The sequence below is a fragment of the uncultured Anaerococcus sp. genome (assembly GCF_963512375.1).
Classification (GTDB): domain Bacteria; phylum Bacillota; class Clostridia; order Tissierellales; family Peptoniphilaceae; genus Anaerococcus.
On the sequence record NZ_CAUPMI010000020.1, the window covers coordinates 1 to 20,574 of the forward strand.

At 39.8% G+C, this 20,574-nt stretch carries 14 protein-coding genes; all 14 read right to left on the minus strand.

The genetic code is table 11. The features are described from left to right. Positions 1-59 precede the first annotated feature (59 nt). Positions 60-1,922 carry a heavy metal translocating P-type ATPase gene (locus RRB46_RS08470; RefSeq protein WP_297689970.1) on the minus strand — a complete coding sequence of 621 codons (1,863 nt, stop codon included), beginning with the start codon at positions 1,920-1,922 and terminating at the stop codon, positions 60-62. Further along, a complete protein-coding gene (locus tag RRB46_RS08475) occupies positions 1,923-2,147 on the minus strand; it encodes a cation transporter (RefSeq protein ID WP_296127762.1) in 225 nt (74 codons plus the stop codon). Positions 2,148-2,161: 14 nt separating this feature from the next. Further along, positions 2,162-2,500, minus strand: a complete 339-nt coding sequence (locus RRB46_RS08480) for a helix-turn-helix transcriptional regulator (RefSeq protein WP_296127759.1) — start codon at positions 2,498-2,500, stop codon at positions 2,162-2,164. Positions 2,501-2,756: 256 nt separating this feature from the next. Next, positions 2,757-4,370, minus strand: coding sequence for a mannitol dehydrogenase family protein (locus tag RRB46_RS08485; protein WP_297689968.1), 1,614 nt, complete (start codon positions 4,368-4,370; stop codon positions 2,757-2,759). Positions 4,371-4,583: 213 nt separating this feature from the next. After that, positions 4,584-7,400 carry an excinuclease ABC subunit UvrA gene (uvrA, locus tag RRB46_RS08490; RefSeq protein WP_311538210.1) on the minus strand — a complete coding sequence of 939 codons (2,817 nt, stop codon included), beginning with the start codon at positions 7,398-7,400 and terminating at the stop codon, positions 4,584-4,586. 1,072 nt (positions 7,401-8,472) lie between these two features. Beyond that, positions 8,473-10,431 (minus strand): excinuclease ABC subunit UvrB, encoded by a 1,959-nt coding sequence (gene uvrB, locus RRB46_RS08495; protein WP_311538211.1) that lies wholly within the window; start codon positions 10,429-10,431, stop codon positions 8,473-8,475. A 1,210-nt stretch (positions 10,432-11,641) separates the two neighbouring features. Next, positions 11,642-12,994 carry a hypothetical protein gene (locus RRB46_RS08500; RefSeq protein ID WP_296127746.1) on the minus strand — a complete coding sequence of 451 codons (1,353 nt, stop codon included), beginning with the start codon at positions 12,992-12,994 and terminating at the stop codon, positions 11,642-11,644. A gap of 1,525 nt (positions 12,995-14,519) precedes the next feature. After that, entirely contained in the window at positions 14,520-15,098 is a 579-nt protein-coding gene (locus RRB46_RS08505) for a ribonuclease H family protein (RefSeq protein ID WP_311538212.1), read from the minus strand. After that, positions 15,095-16,546 (minus strand): alpha-amylase, encoded by a 1,452-nt coding sequence (locus tag RRB46_RS08510; protein ID WP_311538213.1) that lies wholly within the window; start codon positions 16,544-16,546, stop codon positions 15,095-15,097. Before RRB46_RS08510 ends, RRB46_RS08505 begins: the two co-directional genes overlap by 4 nt. 2 nt (positions 16,547-16,548) lie before the next feature. Continuing rightward, positions 16,549-17,184, minus strand: coding sequence for a deoxyribose-phosphate aldolase (gene deoC / locus RRB46_RS08515; RefSeq protein ID WP_311538214.1), 636 nt, complete (start codon positions 17,182-17,184; stop codon positions 16,549-16,551). Further along, the gene (locus RRB46_RS08520; protein WP_311538215.1) at positions 17,174-18,286 is read right to left on the minus strand and encodes a SpoIIE family protein phosphatase; all 1,113 of its coding nucleotides are present in this window, start codon (positions 18,284-18,286) and stop codon (positions 17,174-17,176) included. Before RRB46_RS08520 ends, deoC begins: the two co-directional genes overlap by 11 nt. Positions 18,287-18,649: 363 nt before the next feature. After that, on the minus strand, positions 18,650-18,991 hold the full coding sequence (rplQ, locus tag RRB46_RS08525; RefSeq protein ID WP_296127734.1) for a 50S ribosomal protein L17: 342 nt from the start codon (positions 18,989-18,991) through the stop codon (positions 18,650-18,652). A 9-nt stretch (positions 18,992-19,000) separates the two neighbouring features. Continuing rightward, positions 19,001-19,948, minus strand: a complete 948-nt coding sequence (locus RRB46_RS08530; protein WP_311538216.1) for a DNA-directed RNA polymerase subunit alpha — start codon at positions 19,946-19,948, stop codon at positions 19,001-19,003. Positions 19,949-19,978: 30 nt separating this feature from the next. Then, the gene (rpsD, locus tag RRB46_RS08535) at positions 19,979-20,572 is read right to left on the minus strand and encodes a 30S ribosomal protein S4 (protein WP_296127729.1); all 594 of its coding nucleotides are present in this window, start codon (positions 20,570-20,572) and stop codon (positions 19,979-19,981) included. Between the last annotated feature and the right edge of the window lie 2 nt (positions 20,573-20,574).

The following is a 20,574-nucleotide window of genomic DNA, read 5'->3' on the forward strand; positions in this document are numbered from 1 at the left end:
ATAGTGCAAGATAGAAATTACTTTCTTTCTTACACTATTTATGGTACTAAAAAGAACCCCTAGAGGTCCTTTTTTAAAATCCTCATAGCCCAGAGAATGGCGGCTATGGATACGCCTACATCTCCTATGATGGCTAGCCACATTGATGCATAGCCAAAGAGGCCTAGGATTAGTATTAAAATTTTTACTGTCATTATAAAGACAATATTTTGTATAACTGTCGAATTGGTGATACTTGCTATCTTCATCAGTCTTTCAAGCTGGCTAAACTGGCCATTTGCTATTAGGATATCTGATGATTCTATGGCTAAATCTGATGCGGTCTCGCCCATGGATATGCCTATGTCAGAATTCTTAAGGACTGGGGCATCATTTATCCCATCGCCTATAAAGACAACCTTGTGGCCAGCATCCTGGTAGGCCTTCATGATCTCTAGCTTGTCCTTTGGCATGACTTCTGCATGGTAGATATCTATATCAAGCTTATCAGCCAAGTCCTTTACAGCAAAGACGCTATCTCCAGATACGACACCAATTTCCTTAAATTCTCCCTTAAGGTAGGCAATAGTCTCCTTAGCCCCCTTCTTTATCTCATCTTCAACGATAATCTTTGCAGCTAGCTTTCCATCTACGGCTAAAAATACGGCCCTATCTGTAAGTTCTCCCTCATAGGCTACATATCTTGCTGATCCAATTTTTATTTCTCTGCCATCCTTAGTTCTAGCCTTAATTCCGAGACCCTTTTCATTTTCAACATCATCAAATAAATCAGGTTTTTCTTCTCTATTAAGAGAGGCGACAATACCTTGTGCAAGAGGATGTGTAGACATCTTTTCTAGATTATAAATAAAATCTAATAGCTCTTCCTTATCACCATTATTGTAATAAACTATATCCTTAACAAGAAATTCTCCTGTAGTTAGTGTTCCTGTCTTATCTGTAAGGAGAATATCAGCTGTCTTTAGGTCTTCAAAATATTGGCTGCCCTTAACCAAAATCCCGTCACGACTTGCTAGCCCAAGGCCTGACATAAAGGAAAGTGGCACTGACAAGACAAGGGCACATGGACAGGACAATACTAAAAAGGTCGCTGCCCTAAAGAGATAATCTGACCAGGCCCCACCCATGAAAAGTGGTGGAACAAGGGCAACTAGGACTGCAAGAGCCACGACAATTGGTGTGTAGACCCTGGCAAATCTAGTAATAAGCTTTTCGCTATCAGATTTTGCTGTGTGTGAATCCTCAATAAGCTCGATAATCTTAGCAGCTACAGAATCGTCAAATTCCTTCTCTGCCCTATATTTTATAATCCCATCTGTGACAATAGATGAGGAAATGATTTGACTTCCTGGCTCGATTTCAACCGGCATAGATTCTCCAGTTACAGAAGAAGTATCAACCAGGGCCCTGCCTTCGATTACAAGGCCATCGACTCCGACCTTCTCCCCATCACGAACCATGAGTATATCACCCACTTCTACATCATCCAGGTCAATCTCTTCAACAGACCCATCATCAAGAACCCTATTAGCAAGGTCAGGCACTAGGTCTAGGAGGTCCTTGATATTTTCCTTAGAACGGTGGGTAGCAATCTCTTCAAATAGCTCTCCAAAGCCATAAAAAACCATAACAGCAATAGCTTCAACATAATCTCCTATGATAAAGGCTGTAAGGGTAGCGATAGTCATAAGAAAGTTCTCATCCAAGGCCTGGCCCCTCTTAATCCCCTCAAAGGCAGCCTTCAAAACATCAGCAGCCGCTATTAAATACAAGAGAAGAAAGGCTAAAAGCACTCCCCAATTAGGATGACCGACATCATTATGCCTGTGGCCTGTCGCAAAGGCAAGTCCAAAACTAGCAAGGCCAATAAGAATAAGCTTGTAAAGCTCTTTCTTGTGGTCCTTAGTCATTAACTTAAACATCTATTTCTCCTTAATCACAGACCCTGGTTCAATCCTATCAGCAATCTCATTGGCCTCTTTAAGGAAGGCAACAAGGTCTATATCATCAGCTAAATCAAGCTTGACCTTCTCAGTTAAAAATGAAACGCTAGCTGAATTTACTCCATCCATCTTGGAAATAGCATCCTCAATCTTAGCTCCACAATTAGCACAATCCAAACCTTCGATAATATATTTCTTTTTCATAAAATCCTCCTAAATTAATCCTCACAAATTTCTTCGCACTCTGGGCAATTCTTGCAATCTTCACAAACATGGTCAAGGCCAGTTGTAATAATAATCTTGACGTGGTCATCAGCCAGGGAATACATCATAGATTTCCCATCCCTCTCTGCCTTTACAAGATTATTCTCCTTGAGATTTCTAAGCTGGTGGCTAATAGCCGACTGGCTCATATCAAGGCTTTCAGCTATATCTCCCACACTCACTGGTCCATCAAAGAGCCTATACATAATCCTCATCCTGGTAGAGTCTGAGAAAATCTTAAACAAATCAGCCAGATCAGCCAAGATATTATCTGAAATATTTTTTATATTCATATTAGCCTCCTTTCATATGATTGCTTGCTCATATGAATATTATAGCATATATAAGATAAATGTCAATAGTCAAAAGAGAATATTTTAAAGATTGAAATGATATGATTCTTCCTAACTTCGCTCGCCTGAATGACTTTCGAATCTAACTATCTCGCCAGTCTTAGCAAAAGTCTTTATACTTATGGCTTAATTTCCGCTTAAGAATTTTCATAAATTACCCACCAAAAAAACCACCAGTTACCCGGTGGTCTTTGTTTTATAGGCTTTGTAGGAATTTTCTTACTCCGCCTTCTTCTTTATTCATTTCTTTGAAGTCTGCTATTATCTTATCAGCTAGGCCTATTTCTACTAGGTCTATGCCAAAGATTTCTTCATTGCCTATAATCTTTAGTAGGCTCTCATCGATGCCTTCGTTGTCTTTAAATTTCACATCTTTTAGGTCTTCTTGTAGGCTTGCTAGCATTGGATCTGGTGATGGTTCAAAGGCTTTTCCTTCATCATCTATGGCTAGGAGATATCTTAACCAACCAGCTATAACAGCTGGGATGAATTTTAGGTCTTTGATTGCTTCTGGGTTTTGAGCCTTATAAGCATTTAGGGTCTTACCATATCTTACAGCTACCTTTTGAGATGTGTCTGTTGCTATTCTTTGTGGAGCATCTGGTAGGAATGGGTTAGGGAATCTAACATTTAGTACTGTATCGATAAAGGCCTTTGGATCGATGATACCTGGGTCTACTACTACTGGCATACCTTCTGTGTAGCCTACGCCCTTGATTAGTTTGACTAGGTCTTCATCTTTCATTTCTGCACTTATTAGGTCATAGCCAAGTAGGCAACCATAAACTGCTAGGGCTGTGTGAAGTGGGTTTAGACAGGTTGTTACTTTCATTGTCTCTACTTCATCTACTGTCTTTCTGTCTGTAAAGATGATGCCCTTCTTATCCCATTGAGGATACTCTGTAGCCTTTGATTCTTCTATTACTAAATATTCTGTCTCTTCAGCATTTACATATGAAGGTGGTTGTGGTCTGCCATCCATAACTGGGCTTTCTACTGGGCTGTAGCCTTTGTCTTTAAGGATCTTACCGATTGATTTATCTGCCACTGGTGTTATCTTATCGATCATTGATAGTGGGAAAAATACCTTGGTCTCATCTTCTAAATAGTCAACAAATTCTTTTTCTACTATGCCATTTTCTGCCCAAGCCTTTGCAAAATCAAGGACTGATGCCTTTAGCTTATCGCCATTGTGGCTGCAGTTATCCATAGATGTCATGGTTATTGGATAAGCTCCATTTTTAAATCTGTGGTATAAAAGAGCTGCGACTATCGCCATTGAGTTAGATACATTTAGGTCCTTATCCTTCATTTCTGCCTTAACTTGGTCTGTAAAGTCCCCGTCTAAGCCCTTGATGTTATAGCCTTTTTCTGTGATTGTGAAAGATACTACCTTTAAGCTTTCTTTGGCAAAGATTTCTTCAGCCCTTGCCCAATCTTGAGCCTTGGTTGCCTTTACTGTTTCTGCAATTGCTCCTACTACTCTTAGGTCAACTGTGCCGTCAGATTTGAGGGTTACAGCTGTTGATAAGTTATCATTTTCACCGAAAATATAGTCTAGCTTTTCTGCAGCAAAGGTTTCAAAGATAATAACACCTGTTTCAGCTAGGCCTTCATCTAAGATTTCATCTTGAATTCTAGCTGGGAAGGCTCTAAAAATGTTTCCACCACCAAAATGTACCCATTCAGGGTTTTCTCTTGTGTTCGCTCTGACCTTTTCAATGTCATAGCTTGGCAATGCAAAGCCTTTTTCTTCCCATAGGGCCTTGTCATTTTGAATTGATTGTAGGGATAATTTAACTTCTGTCATATAATTTCCTTTCTTTGCCTAAAAATAGCAAGTTTAACCGCTTACATTTTTACTTGCAACTCACTTCCCGAATTTTCAGGAAAAAGATTTCTTTAGATATATTATATGATACTTGTAAGTTTTTAGCAATTATTTTTTCATATATTTTCTTCCAATACAAAAGCCCCTGATTTTTTCTATCAGGAGCCTTTGATTTTTCAATGATACTTGATCTTATTTTAGGATTTTCTTTAGGTATTTGCCTGTGTAGGATTTTTTGACCTTGGCGACTTCTTCTGGAGTGCCGGTGGCGACAATCTCTCCGCCCCCATCGCCTCCTTCTGGGCCTAGATCGATGATGTAGTCTGAAACCTTGATTACATCTAGGTTATGCTCGATTACTACTACCGTATTATTTTGATCTACCAGGCGATTTAGGACTTCGATTAGCTTGTGGACATCTGCTGTGTGAAGGCCTGTAGTTGGCTCATCTAGGATGTAGAGGGTCTGACCTGTTGATACCTTGGCAAGCTCTGTTGCAAGCTTGACCCTTTGGGCCTCTCCTCCTGATAATTCTGTAGATGGTTGGCCGATTTTGATATAACCAAGACCTACATCGTAGAGGGTTTGGAGCTTTCTTACAATTGGTGGGTGGTTTTCAAAAAATTCTATCCCTTCTTCGACTGTCATATCAAGGACCTCTGAAATATCCTTGCCCTTGTATTTGACTTCCAGGGTCTCCCTGTTGTATCTTTTGCCGTGGCAAACCTCGCAAGGCACGTAAACATCAGGCAAAAACATCATATCTACCTTGATTGTCCCATCTCCCTTACAAGCCTCGCACCTGCCTCCCTTGACATTAAAGGAAAATCTTCCCTTCTTAAAGCCCTTCATCTTGGCCTGGTTGGTCATGGCAAAGACATCTCTGATGCTGTCAAAAAGCTTGGTGTAGGTGGCTGGGTTTGACCTTGGAGTCCTACCGATTGGTGACTGGTCAATGGCTATGACCTTGTCAATCTGGTCAAGGCCTATAACTTTCTTGTGGATACCGGCGTGGATTTTGGTTTTATTAAGCTTTCTTGTGGCGACCTTGTAGAGAATTTGATTGACAAGTGAAGACTTACCAGAGCCAGATACACCTGTAACTGTGGTGAGGGTTGAAAGTGGGAATTTCACGTTAATATTTTTGAGGTTATTTTCCCCAGCCCCGATTATTTCTATAAACTTATCAGACTTGCGCCTTTCCTTTGGTACAGGAATTTTCTTCCTGCCTGCCAAATAGTCCCCAGTTATGGAATCTTTATTTTTCATTATCTCATCAAGACTACCCTTAGCGACAATCTGGCCCCCGTGGATGCCAGCCCTTGGACCGATATCAACTATATAATCTGCCGCCCTCATGGTATCTTCGTCATGTTCTACGATTATGAGGGTATTGCCGATGTCGGTGAGGTTTCTTAGAGATTTTATTAGCTTGTCATTGTCCCTTTGGTGGAGGCCAATAGATGGCTCATCAAGGACATAAGAAACACCCACAAGGCCAGAGCCTATCTGGGTAGCCAGCCTAATCCTCTGGCTTTCCCCACCAGAAAGAGTCGCCGCCGCCCTATTTAGGGTCAAGTAGGATAGGCCTACATCGTCTAAAAACTTGAGCCTGCCCTTAATTTCCTTGATAATAAGCTCGGCAATCTTCGCCTTCATCTCGGAAAGTTCTAACTTTTCGAAAAACTCGATAGATTTGGCCACAGAAAGACGAGTCAACTCTGAAATATTTAGGCCACCAACCTTAATAGCCAAAACCTCAGGTTTAAGCCTATCTCCGTGGCAGACCCTGCATTCCTCTTCGCCCATGTATTCCCTAAATTTCTTCTTTTGAGCATCGGAATTGGTCCTTTGGTACCTATCCCAAAGATTTTGGATGGCCCCTTCAAAAATCCCCACATAGCGTTTTTGACCTGAAAAGTGAGAATCAAAAATAAAAGAAAGGTCATAATCAGTACCATAGAGGATATCGTGAATCATCCCCTCTGGAGCATCTTCAAGAGGTCTGTCATGGTCAAATTTATAATGGTCAGCAATGGCCCTTACCACCTGGTAATAGTAGGTACCCTTGCCAGAACCTGCATAAGGATCGATAGCCCCTTGGTTGATAGAAAGGCTATAATCAGGAATAATAAGGTCCTTATCAATTTGTAAATGAAAGCCAAGCCCATTACACTCTGGACACATGCCAATAGGAGCGTTAAATGAAAACATATTTGGGGTAATTTCTGGCAAGGACACATGGCCTTCAGGACAGGCAAGCTTGGATGATAAGAGGATTTCCTCCTTACCAATCACATCCACAATCACCAGCCCATCAGAAAGGCCGATAATAGTTTCAATCGAATCAGCCACTCTAGATTCAATGCCAGGCTTCATCTTAATCCTGTCGACAATTACAGAAATATCATGCTTCTTATTCTTATCAAGATCGATGTCATCTTCGATTTCATATCTCTCTCCATCGATCACAACCCTAACAAAGCCCTCTTTTCTAATATTTTCCAGGGCCTTCTTGTGCTGGCCCTTCTTGCCCCTAATCACAGGAGCAAGGAGCTGAATCCTAGAGCCCTCCTCAATTTCCATAATCCTGTCAACCATCTGGTCCACAGACTGGGCCACAATAGGCTTGCCACAAACTGGACAAAAAGCATCGCCAATCCTAGCATATAAGAGCCTGTAATAATCATAAATCTCAGTCACAGTAGCAACAGTAGACCTAGGGTTCCTATTGGTAGTCTTCTGATCTATAGAAATCGAAGGAGAAAGCCCCTCAATAGCATCGACATCAGGCTTATCAATCCCACCCAAAAACTGCCTAGCATAAGAAGACAAGCTCTCCACATAACGGCGCTGGCCCTCAGCATAGATAGTATCAAAGGCAAGAGTAGACTTCCCTGACCCAGACAAACCCGTAAAGACAATCATCTTGTCACGAGGCAAAGTCAGGTCAATGTTTTTGAGATTATTAGTCCTTGCTCCTTTAATAATAATGTTTTTTTCTGACATTAATAGTCCTTTCTTTTTTTATCCAAGATAAATTATTTTTTCTTTATTTCATTATGAATTATTGTTATTTAATATTTTTCTTCGTAACTTAACCATTTAGTAATTTATTTTTATTTACAATTGAATCTTCGTAATAAGGGGGAACGCTAAGGGGGCGGCAGAGGCCCCCTCCAGCTTTCCCCCTTACACCCCCATTTCCCTCACCCCCTCTGCTCCTTGAGCGGAGTGCGAAATAGGAAGATTTTTTTCAAAAATCTTCTTTGGTATGACGGATTACATCGTATATTGGTGGTTTTGTTCTTACTGATTTAAAATCAAAAGTCCCCTAAAAATCACAATCTAGTCCAAATTGTATTTTGATAGTTACTTATCATCTTAGTAGTTACAGTATTTGTATTTAAGTGCGACTGTCAGTGTGATTTTCTTTACGGTGACTTTTTATTTTAAATCTTCCAATAGATTAGAAAACCCATCGCTATCGCGATTAAAATATAAGCCCCACTAATCGCAATGTTTGCCAAAGGCAAACGAGCCTTAGACCTGCTTTGTCGTTAATATTCTCTCAGAATACAGAATAATTCTCCCAAGGTCTGGAAATTTTGTAAATGAATGAGCCGTTAAGAAATCTGATTGTTTGAGCGTAGCGAGTTATCAGATTTTAGGCGAATGAATTTCAAAATCACTAAGGATAGGGATAGCTAATACAAAGGGTTTTGTCTACCAAGAGTGGATTGCCGTTAGGCAATCTTCATGTTTCGCACTCCGCCTTAGGAGCAGAGGGGGTGAGGGAAATGGGGGTGTAAGGGGGACATAAACGCCCCTTGATTTGGGGCGTTTATGCCGGAAACGTAGTGCGGTAGCACGAAGGAGTTTGCGTAGCAAACGGGTTTCCGTCCGATGAGGGAACGTGCGAAACGTTCCCTAGGGATTCCCCCTTGAACGAAGGGATATACTTATAATAATCATTTATTATGTGATAACAATACGAAGAATTAAACCAAATAATAATCTTATATTGTATAAGAAATAAGGGGTTTTAGGGGAAAATCCCCTAAAATACTCTGATTTTGAATCAGAAATCTTCTCTCATCTTTTTTATCTGGTCTCTTAGTTTTGCTGCTCTTTCAAAGTCTAATTCTTCTGCAGCCTTGTACATTTCTGCTTCCATGTTTATTAGGATTGTTTCTATTTCTGCTCTGTTTATTTCTTGGATTTCTTCTGTTTCTTCTGCTTTTTTGGTTACTTGGATTATTTCGCCTATGTTTTTCCTGATGGTGGTTGGGGTTATATTGTGCTTTTTGTTGAAGGCTTCTTGGATTTTTCTTCTTCTTTCTGTTTCGTCGATTGCCTTTTGCATAGACCCTGTGATGCGGTCGGCATACATTATTACCCTGCCTTCTGAGTTACGGGCGGCCCTTCCTATGGTTTGGATTAGGGAGGTTTCGCTTCTTAAAAATCCTTCCTTATCGGCATCTAGGATTGTTATTAGGGATACTTCTGGTATATCTAATCCTTCTCTTAAGAGGTTGATTCCTACTAAGACGTCAAATTCTCCTAGCCTTAGCTCTCTTATTATCTCGCTTCTTTCGATTGTCTTGATGTCTGAGTGGAGGTATTTGACCTTGATTTGCTTTTCTGTTAAGTAGTCTGTGAGGTCTTCGGCCATTTTCTTGGTTAGGGTTGTGACTAGGACCCTATCACCCTTGTCTTTGGTCTTGTAGACTTCATTTATGAGATCATCTATTTGATTTTCTGTCGGTCTTATTTCTACAAGTGGATCAAGAAGCCCTGTTGGCCTTATAATTTGCTCGACAATCTTACCCCCTGTTTTTTCCATCTCGTATGGGCCTGGTGTTGCCGATACATAGATTGTCTGGTTAATTAGCTTTTCAAATTCTTCAAATTTAAGTGGCCTGTTATCTAGGGCTGAAGGGAGCCTAAAGCCGTAATCTACTAGATTTTGCTTTCTAGACCTATCGCCTGCATACATGCCCCCTACTTGTGGGATAGAGACGTGGGACTCATCTACCATTAGGACGAAATCTTTTGGAAAATAGTCAATTAGGGTGTAAGGTCTTGACCCTCTTGGCCTTTGGGATAGGTGGGCAGAATAATTTTCTATACCCGAGCAAAAGCCGATTTCCTTGAGCATTTCTATGTCATACCTAGTTCTCTGCTCAATTCTTTGGGCCTCTAATAATTTATTTTCGCTTTCAAATTCCTTGATTCTCTCTTCTAGCTCTCCTTCAATTGTAACTATTGCCCTTTCAGTCTTCTCGCTTGTTGTAGCGTAGTGGCTGGCAGGATAGATATAGCCGTGGGAAAGCTTTGATAAAACCTTGCCTGTTAGAGGATCAAATTCTGAAATTTGGTCGATTTCATCTCCAAAAAACTCAACCCTGATGGCCTTTTGGTCAAAACCTGCTGGATAGATATCAAGGATATCTCCCCTAGATCTGAAAGTCCCCCTATCAAAGTCCACGTCATTTCGCACATATTGGACATCAATTAGCTTTTTCATAACTCCTGCCGGACTTATTTCTTGGCCAGGCCTTAGGGATACGACTAGCTTTTTGTAATCAATCGGATCACCCAAGCCGTAAATACAAGATACAGATGCCACAATAATAACATCTCTACGCTCAAAAAGAGCCATAGTCGCAGAGTGGCGCATCTTGTCAATCTCATCGTTGATAGATGAGTCCTTGGTAATATAGGTGTCAGTTGCAGCCACATAGGCCTCTGGCTGGTAATAATCATAATAGGAAACAAAATATTCTACAGCATTGTCCGGGAAAAACTCCTTAAACTCTGTAAAAAGCTGGTAGGCAAGGGTCTTGTTGTGGGCAAGGACAAGGGTAGGTCTTTGGACCTTCTCGATAATATTGGCCATGGTAAAGGTCTTACCAGACCCAGTCACCCCTCTTAGGATCTGGTCCTTCTTACCAGCAAGGATTCCCTCAGAAAGCTCTTTAATAGCCTCCGGCTGGTCTCCACGTGGTTTATATTCTGAATTAAGCTTAAATTTCATAAAATCTCACATTCTTTATAAAGCAAAAGACCCAAAAGGCCTTTAAAATACACACATTTATACCCTTGTATTATACTAGGAAATAGGTGGTTTTCAATGATTGGGGGTGTGGGGTGTTTGGTGTGGGTATGTGGTTCATGGTATTGTTTGATACAGAGGGTTTCTATAAGAAGAATATTAGCCTTAAGGAATTAAAATTAAATGTAATAGCAACACCCCCTCCCATTTCGAACGAACGTGAGTGCAAGCCCGTCCGGCTCTAAGAGGACCCCATTGTTTTGTTTATCAAGGGTTCTGTACCTACATCGGTGATAGGTTTGTACCTATTGAAGTATATACATGGCCCGATGTATTTACTAATCCCTTTATGTAAAGAACCATGAGACCCCTCGTCGCAAGCTCTGTCGGGGTGGGTTATTGTGTGGACGTACGGGGTTTTGGATGCCGTGGTAAGCTTTAGTTTTTGAATTATTCGTTAAGAGAATATTATATTTCAAGGATGATAATAAAATATGGAACCAGCGTCCCCCTCCCATTTCGAGTGGAACGAGAAATCTCATGGTTTTGTTTATCTAGGGTTCTGTACATACATCGGTGATTTTTTTATACATAATGGAGTAGGAACATGGCCCGATGTAGAGGCTAATCCCTATATAGAGAAAGTTGATGAGACCCCTCGTCGCTATCGCTCTATCGGGGTGGGAGAGTTTAGTCCCTAGTTGTGCTAGAATATGAATTATTGTCTAAGATAATATTATTTGTAAGGAACCTAAACAAGTGTGTCACCATCTTCCCTCCCATTTCGAGTGAAACGAGAAATCTCATGGTTAGGTGTTTTTAGAGTTTTGTGGGTACATCGATGATTGGTTTCTACTTAATTATGTACATACATAGCCCGATGTAGTTACTAATCTCTTTATGCACTCTACTGATGAGACCCCTCCTCTCCATAGCTCTTTCGGGGTGGGTGTGTGCGTGAGTCATGCGGATGGGTGGTTTAGTGACAGGTTTAAACTCTTAGGGGTTTAGTAAGTGGGTTTAATACATATGAATGTGATTTGTATTATTACCCATTAATCTCAAAATCCCCATAAAAAAACCTTCCAAATTAATGGAAGGTTTTTTGAAGTGAGTACCCGGGTATTTTATTTTAAGATACGGTCTAAGAGTGCACTCTTTGTTGACCGCCTCTTTAGATTCTAATTATTAATTAGTCTCTTTTGCTTGCTGCGTAAGCAACTGATGCTGCTGCAAGGATTCCAGCTACGCCAGCTACTCCAGCGATACCTGTTTTAGCGTTGTTTCCAGCTTTTCTTGCTGGTTTGTTAGCTTTTTTGTCTTCTTTTTTCTCTTCTTTTTTCTCTTCAGCTGGTTTAACTGGTGTTTCAGCTTTTTCGTTGATTTCTTTGTTTTCTTTTTCGTTTTTGTTCATAAGCTCTTCCATTTTGTCGTTTGTTTCGTTAAGAGCTTTTGTTAGTTCTTCAGCTGCTGCTGCGTCATCTTCTTCTGCAGCGTAAGCTGTAGCGATGAATGCTGATTTTTTAGCTAGAAGAGCGTCTGCTTTCTTGATTAGGTTAGCTGCTTTAGCAACTTCAGCTTCTAGAGCTGGTTTAACAGATTTAACTGTTTCTGGGAATTTTTCAAGAAGTAGTTTAGCTGCATTGTATGTTTCGAATGCTTTATCTCTAGCTGCTTTAAGAGCTGCATAGTCAACTTTTTTAGAAGATGCTACTTTACCAAGGTCTCTACCAGCTTCTGTTGGGTGTCCAGCAACTTCTGGTCCTGTTACTTTGTATTTGCTTCCGTCATAAACTAGAGCTGCACCAAATTGTCTTAGGTATACGTCAGCTTCTTTTAGGTTTGCATCTAGCTTAGCTTTAGCTGCAATTGTAGCTGCTTTAGCTTCGTTCATTAGTCTGAATTTTCTGTTAGCATCTTTAACTGCTACAAGAAGTCTATCAAATGCATCAGCAATTTTCTTTTCAGAAACTTTTGCATCATCATATGAAGCAAGTTGTCTTAGTAGTCCACCTACTGATTCAGCTACTGCACCAGATGGAACTTTATCTGCAGCATCTTTATCACCTAGAGCAGCAACTGTAGTTCTGCCTGTACCGTTAAGAAGATCTTCAAATGATGGAAGTGTTACTTTTGTAAGTGCGTCTAATTCGTTGTATGCTTTTTGAGCAAGATTTCTTTCTTGAGATTCTTTTTGAATTCTAGCAAATTTAACGAATTTTTCTTTTGCTGTATCAACGTCTTTTTCACCTTTTACGTAATCTCTGATTGTAGAAAGTTCGTAAACTTGTCCAACTAGAGCTACGTATGCATCATAAGCTGCTTTTTCTTCAGCTTTTGCTGCGTCGTAAGCTGCTTTAGCTTTTGTTTCAGCTTCGCCAGCTTTAACTAATTTTTCTCTTAGTCCTTGAGCTTCTTTTTGTAGTTTGTCTGCTTGTTCAGCGTTAAGTTGTGAATAGCTGTGTTCTGCAGCTACTGCTGGTGCTACTGCACCAAGACCTAGAGCTAGTGCAAGAGCACCTGCTGCTAATTTATTTAATTTCATAATTATTGTTCTCCTTATAAATTTCGTTTAATTTTTGTACATTTTTTTAGTACTCACTTTACAATTATTATCTTACAACATAGTCTCCACATTGTCAACACATTTGATCAAAATATCAATATATCTAAAATTTATCTAAATATATCAACAAGTTATCTTCACAATTGGCTAGAATTTCTACAATAGAATTTCCATTCATTAGGATTAAATGGCTTGATTTCAAGTTTTTGTCCTAAGATTTGGACTTCTAAGAAATCTTCACAATTATGAGGGTTACTTTAATGTTAATTGTGTGGGTTTTTGTTGTATTGATAATATTTAATAATATACCAATTAATATATTAAAATCAAGGGAATATCATATAGTATAATGGTTTTTATTTACTATTTTTCTTCGGAATTATTACTTTTATTTTAATGATACAATATCATTTGGTGTTTCTCTTCGTAACTATATCTTTTATTAAATGATTATTATTTACTATTGAATCTTCGTCCAAGGGGGAGGGCCAAGAGTCTTTTCTTTTAGTGATACAATATTATATAGTATTGTTCTTCGTAACTTTATCACTTAATAAATTTTTTCTATTTACAATTAAATCTTCGTCTCAAGGGGAGGCCCAAGGGACCTTCCGCATGGTCCCTCATCGGCCTCCCCTTAAACTCCTCTCCGTTACACCCCCAGGCGGCCCCTAAAGCGGGGAGCATGTATAGAAGCTTGCCGTTGGCAAGCCACTCTTTGTAGACGGAACCCCTTGTATTAGCTATCCCTATCCTAACTGATTTTGACATTCCGATGCCTAAAAATCTCAATCTAGCCCAAATTTTTGTATTATATCTACTCTACATCTTAGAAGTTACAGAATCTTTATTTATAATCGTGCGTCAGGAGATTTTCTTAACTGCATCTCCATTTACAAAATCTCCCGACCTTGGGAGATTTGTTCTGTATTCTGAGAGGATATTAACGTCATATTAGTTATTAGGCTCGTTTGCTTTTGCAAACATTGCGATAAGCGAGACTTCTATACTAATCTATGAAGAGATTTAAAATAAAAAGTCACCGTTTAGAAAATCACACTGACATCCACACTTAAATACAAATACTGTAACTACTAAGACGATAAGTAGCTATAAAAATCCTAGTTGGACTAGATTGTGATTTTTAGGGGGCTTTTGATTTTAAATCAGTAAGAGCAAAGCTACCTAAATACGAAGTTATCCGCCATAATAAAGAAGATTTTTGAAAAAAATCTACATATATCGCCCTCCGCTAAGGAGTCGCTTGCGGGGTGTAACGAAGAGGGGGTGTAAGGGGGAGGGCGATGAGGACCCATGCGAAAGGGTCCTTGGCCCTCCCCCTTTGCCGAAATCATCAGCTTGATGACAATTATTTATTATGAGATGACATAACGAAGAAAAATAGCAAATAATAATAATTCATTAAAAAACAAGGATAAAAAGGGGGTTTTTAGGGGGCTAAGCCCCCTAAAGTTCAATTTTTTGATATTGAAAAAAAGCTATTTTAAAAAATAGCTTTTTTGGCCAACTCATCTGCAAGATCATTATACTTATCATTCGAATGCCCTTTTACTTTTACAAATCCTATCTCTATTTGCTTTCTTGCTTCTTTTATATAGGCCTGATAAGCTTTGGTTAGGGTGTTGTTTGCTTTCCATTCTCCATCGGCCCAGCTGGCTATGCCTTGGTAGTCGTGGTGGATTAGGATTTTTTTGTAGGATTTTTCTAGGGCTTTTTCTATGGCTAGCTCTGCTGCCTTTACTTCTCCTGCTACGTTTCTGTGGATGTAGTAGTCGTCTTTATAAGCTTTGTAGAATGTCTCTTCTGTATCATCTTTTATTAGGACTACTCCTGCCCCGTAGGTTTTTTCTTTGAGGTTGAAGGATCCGTCTACGTAGGCTATGACTGTGTCTTGGTCTATTTTTATTTCCTTTTTCTCATTTGACATAAAGGCTAGGGCCTCTTCTTTAGTCTTGAAGGACTTGTAGGAGGCGTTTGGGTAGCCTTTTACTTCTTTTAAGCAAGAATCCCAGGATGTGTAGATCCCAGGATTTCTGCCTTTTTTTACTGCGTAATATTTCATATTGTGTCTTTGTTGACCCAGTAGGTTACTGTTCCCGGTCCAACTGTAAATACTCCATTTCCGTTTTCATCTATGCTTATGTCTTCGTTTTTGCCTGATAGGTCTGTGTAGGTGGCTCCAGCTTCGCTTTCGCCGACGAACATTTGCTTTTCTGCCATGTCTTTTATTGAGACTAGGACTGCTAGTGGCTTGTGGCTTTCATCTCCTCTTCTGACCCAGCCTATGACTGATGGGTGGTCGAAGTAGTCGTCTTGTTCGCCATAGTTGTAGGATTTCCTAACTTGCATCATCTTATCTAGCATGTCTTTTAGTGGTTCTGTTTTATGTTCTCCTATTAGGCCGTAGTAGTCTCCTGCAAAGAGGCATGGGTAACCGTCTTTTCTGAATAGGATGAGGGCGTAGGCTATTTCTTTGAACCACTCTTCTACCCATGAGTCTAGAGATTGGCCTGGTTGGCTGTCGTGGTTGTCTACGAAGGTTACTGCCTGGGCTGGGAAGTCTTTGACTATGGTGTTGTCAAAAATTTTTCTCATGTCGTAGTTGCCCATGGATTTGCTGGCTTCGTTCATATGGAAGTGTAGGGGTACGTCAAAGAGGTCAATCCTGTAGTCTGAGTTGTCTAGGTAGGATTCGATGGCTCCTGTGTCATATTGCCAAAATTCTCCGAAGAGGTAGAACTTGTCTGCTCCCTTTTTTTGTATAACATATTTGGATAGGTCGTAGATGAAGTCGCCTGATATGTGTTTGAGGGCATCATATCTGAAGCCATCGACCTTGGTTTCTTCTGTGAACCAGTCAACCCATTTGAATATTTCTTCTCTTACTTCTGGGTGGGTGTGGTCTATGTCGCAGTTCATGAGGTAGTCGAAGTTGCCCTTTTCTTTGGAGACGTCTTCGTCCCAATATTTGCCATCGCCTAGGATTCTGAAAATGGCTGATGTATCGGTCTTGGCATCGTAGTCTACTCCTGTGAAGTGGTAGTAGTGCCAGACCATGTCTGAATATTTACCTTTCCTTCCCTCAAAGTCAAAGCCTGTCCAAGCTTCAATTTCCATCTCTCCTGAGACGTCTTCTTCTCTATTGTTTTGATCTACCATGACTGCCTTGAAGTTTTCCTTAAAGTCTGCATTGCCCTTGTGGTTTAGGACTACGTCTGCGTAGGATTTGATGCCTGCTGCGTGGAGGTCTTCGATGGCTTTGATTAGTTCGTCTTTGGTCCCGTATTTAGTTCTGATGGTGCCTTTTTGGTCAAATTCACCTAGGTCCCAGAGGTCGTAGATTCCGTAGCCTACGTCCATGTCCCCGCCTCCCTTGCACATTGGTGGGAGCCAAAGGGCATCTATGCCCGCCTTTTTGAGGTCTTTGGCTGCTTTGCTTAGATTTTTATAGAAGGAACCGTCTCCATTTGTATCCCATTCAAAGGATTGCATCATTATTTCGTTGGCCATTTTTACTCCTTGCAGATGTCTATTGACTTGCTTGCGCCTATCCTGTCAGCGCCTGCTTCGATTAGGGCTAGGGCTTCTTCTTTTGTGTGGATGCCACCGCTTGCCTTTACCTTGATCTTACCTTCTACTGCTTCTTTCATTAGCTTGATATCAGCGACAGTCGCTCCTCCTGTTGAAAAGCCTGTGGATGTCTTGACGAAGTCTGCCCCGGCATTTAGGGCTAGCTTGCAGGCTTTGACTTTTTCATCTTCTGTTAAAAGGCAAGTTTCTATGATTACCTTTAAGATATTATCTCCTATGGCTTCTTTGATGGCTCTGATTTCATCTTCTACATAGAAGTAGTCTTCTGATTTTAGCCTGCCGATGTTGATTACCATGTCGATTTCGCTTGCCCCATCTCTGATGGCTTCTTTTGCCTCAAAGACTTTGGCATCCTTGGTCATGGCTCCTAGTGGAAATCCTACTACTGCTGCGATTTTGATGTCTTTGTTATAATCTCTTATGAATTTGACATCGGATGAGTTGACGCAAACTGAGTAGAAGTCGTACTCTACTGCTTCGTCTACTAGTTTTTTGATTTGGTCAAAGGTGGCATCTGCCTTTAGGTTGGTGTGGTCTATATATTGGTTAATTTTCATCATTTCCTCCGTATTCTATGAGGGCAAGGGTTAGGTCATCTGCCATTTGCTGCCAGTTGAAGTCTCTTATGTTTTGGTAGAGAGCTTCTAGGTCAGGATTGTTAGAGAATTCTTCTCTGAGCCTTTCTAGGCCGTATTCCTTGCCATTTTCGTTTTTTGCTTCTATGGTCCCATCTGTGAAGAATAGAATCTTGTCATTTTCTTCTAAGCTTAGTTTTTTTTCTTTGTATTTGTCTGCTTCGATTATATTTGATATCATCCTGCCGCTTACGAGTAGGTAATCAGCTGCTCCCTGGCTTTGCTTATAGATTAGGGGTGGGCAGTTGTGGCCAGCATTGGCAAAGACTAGGCTATTGTCCCTGAAGTCAAATATGCCAAGCCAGGCTGTGAAATATTGGCTGGAGTCTATCTCAAGTCTGGTAAATTTCTTCCTGAGATTGAGAAAGACTTGGCTAGGGCTGTATTCTGGGTGCTTGTCAAAGATTGCGGACATGGACACTTTCAAAAACATGGTCATTATCGACGCCTTGACCCCATGGCCCATGACATCTGCTATATAAAAGGCTGACCTATTTTCGTCGATTTTGATCAAATCGTAAAGGTCACCTGAGACTTTTTCTGAAGGGCTGTAGATACCTGATATCTTAAGCTTGCCGTAGGTTTTATTTTTGGGAAGGATTGAGGATTGGATTCTTCTTACAAATCTTAAATCATCAATCATGTCCTTGTTGGCATTGTAGAGGTCGATTTTTAGGATGGATTCGCTTGTAATATCCCTGTAGACTTCGATTGTGCCAGCAAAGTCTCCGTCGTAGAAGATTGGCGAGGTCTTTATGGAATAATATTTGCCATCGATGTGCTTTTCTTCGATCATGGTCGTGGTCTTGACTACTTCGTTGCTATTGCTTAAGATTAGGTCGATGTTATCGTCTAGGTAGGTCTTTAGGGTCTGGCTCTTATTTAGGGCTTCCATTAAGGCATCATTAACAAAGGCAACTTCTCCCCTGTCATCTATTATCCTAACCCAATCATCCATGGCATTTAGGATAAAAAAATTGAAATTTTCTCTTAAATAATGTGCTTTTCCTAAAGACTTTGTCATCACATGCCCCTTAAAGTTTCTTAATATGACTATATCATTTTTAGCATGCTAATTCAATCTAGTTTGCAAATGAAATTTAGGAAAAGAAAAAGCCCGACTGTGCGGGCTTGGGTGGGATTAGGGCTGTTGCAGAATTAATTAATCATTTAAAATAATTTAATTTTAATCCTAACTTCATAGGATTATTCCTCACTGCTTTGTATAAATGATATAGGAGGGTGATTTTGTCAGGGATCTACAAAATATAAACATCTCTCTTTTAGTCACGAAAAAACCACCCTCTTTTGAGGATGGTCTTTATTTAAATTATAATCTAAATAAATTATCTGATGCCCACAGCCGCGAGTTTTGGGCATTTATTTATTAAACTAATTCAAGGATTGCGCGTTCTGATCCGTCGCCTCTTCTTGGTCCTAGTTTTAGTACTCTTGTGTATCCACCATTTCTGTTTTCATATTCTGGTGCTATTTCTGAAAATAGTTTTTGAACTACTTCTGGCTTATATAGGTAGCTTGCTGCTTGTCTTCTTGTGTGAAGTGTGTTTTTCTTACCTAGTGTGATCATTTTTTCAGCCATTTTTTGTGTTTCTTTGGCTCTTGTTACTGTAGTTTCGATTCTACCGTTTTCAAGTAATGATTGTACTAGGTTTCTTAGCATAGCATTTCTGTGGTCGGTTCTTCTACCAAGTTTTCTTTTTCCTGCCATGTTTTCCTCCTATTCATCTTTTAGAGCAAATCCAAGTTCGTGGATTTTGTCTATTACTTCTGTTAGTGATTTTTTACCGAAGTTTTTGATTGTTTTTAATTCTGATTCTGGAACTTCTAAGATATCTGCCACTGTGTTGAAGCCTGCTCTCTTTAAGCAGTTAAATGATCTTAGGGATAGGTCTAATTCTTCGATTGTTTTGTTTAGGCCTTCGTCTAAGTTTTCTTCTTCAACTTCTTCGATTATTTCTTCTTCTGGTGGGAACTGTTTATCTGGTAGTTCATTGAAGAAGGAGAAGTTTTCCATTAGGATGGATGAGCCTTCTGCTAGGGCTTCTTGTGGGCTGACTGTTCCATTTGTCCATACTTCTATGATTAATTTATCATAGTCTGTTGATTCCCCTACTCTAGTATTTTCTACTGTGTAGTTTACTTTTTCTACTGGAGTGAAGGATGAATCGATAGCGATTGTTCCTATAGGATCTGCTTCGTCTTTGTTTTCTTCACTTATCCTATAGCCCTTTCCATTTGTGACATCCATTGCTATTAATAGCTTAGATTTATCATTTACTGTTGCTATATAATGGTCAGGATTAGCTATTTCAACTAAGGCATCTTCTTTTATATCTTTGGCTGTGACTATTTTTGGTCCTTCTATGTCTAAAAATAGGGTCACGTCTTCTTCTGAGTGTTTTTTGACTCTTAGGCCTTTGATATTTAATATTATTTCAGGAACGTCTTCAACTACTCCATCTATTACTGAAAATTCGTGGAGTACACCATCTATTAGTATTTTTGAGACGCTAGAACCAGGTAAGGATGATAGTAGCACCCTTCTCATGCTGTTTCCAATGGTTGTACCATATCCTCTTTCTAATGGATATAGGGCGAATTTGCCGTAATGGTCTTCTTCGTTTATATCCAGTATTTCTATATCTGTGTTTAATTTTTCGATCATGGTAGCTCCTTAGTTCTAACTTAATTAATCCTATTTAGAGTAAAACTCTACTATCATACGTTCTTCAACTGGAATATCTATCTCTTCTCTTGTTGGGAATTTTTCTACTTTTACTTTTAGGTTTTCTATATCAGAATCTAACCATTCTACTACGCCAAATGATGCATTTACTTCTTTGATGTTTTTGAATAGTTCTTTGCTTCTTGATTTTTCTCTAACTTCGATTACATCGCCTTCTTCTACTAGGTATGATGGGATGTCTACTTGTTTGCCATTTACTAATAAGTGGCCGTGTGTTACTATTTGTCTAGCTTCTCTTCTTGTTCTTGCTAGGCCTGATCTGAAGGCTATGTTGTCTAGTCTTCTTTCACATAGGATGATTAACTCTTCACCTGTTTGTCCCTTCATTCTGCTAGCTTTGTCGTAGTAACCTCTAAATTGCTTTTCACTTACTCCGTAGATGAATTTTGCTTTTTGTTTTTCTCTTTGTTGCATACCATATTCAGATAGTTTGCTTCTTCTTTGTGGAAGAGCTCTGTTTGAAGAACCTGTGTATCCTAGGTAGGCTGGAGAAATACCTAAAGCTCTCGCTCTTTTGTAAACTGGATCTTTACTTACTGCCATAA

Coding starts and splice junctions, on each gene's coding strand:
- uvrB (WP_311538211.1), bottom strand. CDS start 10,431: ATGAAATTTAAGCTTAATTCAGAATATAAACCACGTGGAGACCAGCCG.
- RRB46_RS08485 (WP_297689968.1), bottom strand. CDS start 4,370: ATGACAGAAGTTAAATTATCCCTACAATCAATTCAAAATGACAAGGCC.
- RRB46_RS08520 (WP_311538215.1), bottom strand. CDS start 18,286: ATGACAAAGTCTTTAGGAAAAGCACATTATTTAAGAGAAAATTTCAAT.
- RRB46_RS08500 (WP_296127746.1), bottom strand. CDS start 12,994: ATGAAATTAAATAAATTAGCAGCAGGTGCTCTTGCACTAGCTCTAGGT.
- RRB46_RS08510 (WP_311538213.1), bottom strand. CDS start 16,546: ATGGCCAACGAAATAATGATGCAATCCTTTGAATGGGATACAAATGGA.
- uvrA (WP_311538210.1), bottom strand. CDS start 7,400: ATGTCAGAAAAAAACATTATTATTAAAGGAGCAAGGACTAATAATCTC.
- RRB46_RS08480 (WP_296127759.1), bottom strand. CDS start 2,500: ATGAATATAAAAAATATTTCAGATAATATCTTGGCTGATCTGGCTGAT.
- rplQ (WP_296127734.1), bottom strand. CDS start 18,991: ATGGCAGGAAAAAGAAAACTTGGTAGAAGAACCGACCACAGAAATGCT.
- RRB46_RS08470 (WP_297689970.1), bottom strand. CDS start 1,922: ATGTTTAAGTTAATGACTAAGGACCACAAGAAAGAGCTTTACAAGCTT.
- RRB46_RS08505 (WP_311538212.1), bottom strand. CDS start 15,098: ATGAAATATTACGCAGTAAAAAAAGGCAGAAATCCTGGGATCTACACA.
- RRB46_RS08475 (WP_296127762.1), bottom strand. CDS start 2,147: ATGAAAAAGAAATATATTATCGAAGGTTTGGATTGTGCTAATTGTGGA.
- RRB46_RS08530 (WP_311538216.1), bottom strand. CDS start 19,948: ATGATCGAAAAATTAAACACAGATATAGAAATACTGGATATAAACGAA.
- deoC (WP_311538214.1), bottom strand. CDS start 17,184: ATGAAAATTAACCAATATATAGACCACACCAACCTAAAGGCAGATGCC.
- rpsD (WP_296127729.1), bottom strand. CDS start 20,572: ATGGCAGTAAGTAAAGATCCAGTTTACAAAAGAGCGAGAGCTTTAGGT.